This window comes from Mucilaginibacter endophyticus (assembly GCF_003351025.1).
Lineage (GTDB): Bacteria > Bacteroidota > Bacteroidia > Sphingobacteriales > Sphingobacteriaceae > Mucilaginibacter > Mucilaginibacter endophyticus.
In genome coordinates this window covers 1-1,806 of record NZ_QPCG01000024.1, presented here as the reverse complement: position 1 = coordinate 1,806, position 1,806 = coordinate 1, and the positions used below count along the sequence as shown (strand labels likewise).

2 protein-coding genes are annotated in these 1,806 nt (G+C 48.0%); both read right to left on the bottom strand.

Annotated elements, in window-relative coordinates:
• The coding region (locus tag DUL71_RS31780) for a chemotaxis protein CheB (protein ID WP_279629805.1) at window positions 1-1,278 on the bottom strand (1,278 nt) is incomplete at its 3' end.
• A gap of 2 nt (window positions 1,279-1,280) precedes the next feature.
• Window positions 1,281-1,806: GAF domain-containing protein (locus DUL71_RS31775; protein WP_482805322.1), on the bottom strand; the 526-nt coding region annotated here is incomplete at its 5' end.

The window sequence follows — 1,806 nt, the reverse complement described above, 5'->3', positions numbered from 1 at the left end:
GTAGATCAGCATGTTCCGGCAAGTTACCAGGTCGTTCTTGATAAACGGCGGCGACTTGATGACGTTGTGCCTGGCGAATACGATCTGTTTACGGATAGACGGAATGACAGAATAAGCTTCACGGTCTTTAACAAAATATTTCTTCAGCAGTTCGGCAGGAATCTCTTTAGCTACACTTAATGGATAGCTGTTCTTCCCCGCGATCTCAATGCTGGTTTCGTCTACATCGGTGGCAAATATTTTAATATCCAGTTGCTTGCCGGATTTCTTAACGCAATCATTGATCAGCACGGCGATGGAATACGCCTCCTCACCGGTACTGCACGCACAAACCCACACCTTGAGCAATTCACCGTCCTGTTTATGAGCTATAATTTCAGGAATAATATCTTTGGCCAGCACTTCGAAGGCGGCCTTGTCCCGGAAGAACTTCGTGACCCCGATCAAAAAATCCTTGGCCAGCAGTTTGACCTCCTGTTCATGATTATGCAGGTAGGCTACATAATCTTTTACGTTGGCAATATCGACAGCCAGCATACGACGGGCGATCCGGCGCAGAATTGTCGGTGTCTTATAAAGGTTAAAATCCTGTCCGCTGCTGGTACTGACCAGCTGGAACAACTCGTCGAGTAGCTTATCATCGATATGTTTGCCCGGCAGGTCAGGACTGATCTGCTGGCTGATAAAATTGCGCAGTTCCTCGTTCATCTTCGCGGGTGGCAGGATAAAATCAGCATTGCCCGAGGTGATGGCACTGTTGGGCATGCCGTCGAATTTTGCGGTAGCAGGTTCCTGGACGATAACCATGCCCCCCGCATCTTTGATGGCCTCGATACCTTTGGTGCCGTCAGTTCCGGTTCCGGATAAGATGACCGCTATAGCTTTATCCTTTTTATCGCTGGCCAGGCTGAAGAAAAAAGTGTCGATCGCTGTATTCGGCGATTTGTCTTTAACCTTGTCAGCGAGCTTCAGCTTATGGCCTTTAATGGTCATCAGCTTTTTATTGGGAATGATATAGACGCAGTTGCGCTGTAAGGTCATATCATTGGCTGCTTCGGCAACTTTCATTTGAGTATGCTTGGCAACCAGTTCAACCAACAGGCTTTTATAGTCCGGCGATAAATGCTGTATTACGATAAAGGTTAGCCCCGAATCCTGGGGCATATGATCAAAAAACTCGTGAATAGCTTCCAGCCCACCGGCCGATGCGCCAATAGCAACAATATATCGGTCCAGCGAAGTTGCTTCCGGAAAAGTGATATGTTTTGGAGCAGCCACGTTTATGGTCTTGATTTTTTAGTATTGAATTCGAAAATAAAGGCCCTCAGGTTTTCGGCAGCGGCGATTTCCTGTGGTGTCCACGCGGCCGCGGTATTGCGTACAGTTTCCTGCCATAATTTAAACGAAGCCCGCGGGTGGTATTTCTTGCCGTCAGGCTCGAAATTGATCGTTTTGGAGGGATCACCGCCCCAGTTAATGGTGCGTACAGCTTCAGGACGGAAAACTATGATGAACTCGCCGCTTTGCGGATTAACGGGAATTGAAAGTAAACCACTTGCAATTTTTGCGTAGGGGATGGCTTCATCGAAAACTTCGGGCAGGCTATCGGTGCTGAAAACCTTGCCATCCTGTTTATTTTGCAGCCAAAGGAACAAATTTTCCAACGTATCCTCGTCAGGAACATCGCCTTGTATGCGTAAGGCCTGACCTATTTGGGCGGCTGCGCCGCTGCTTTTCAACAGGTCTGATAACCGAACGTCTCCGGCATCAAAAAGTCCATCCCACAGGTCATCCTTTGCATAAGTT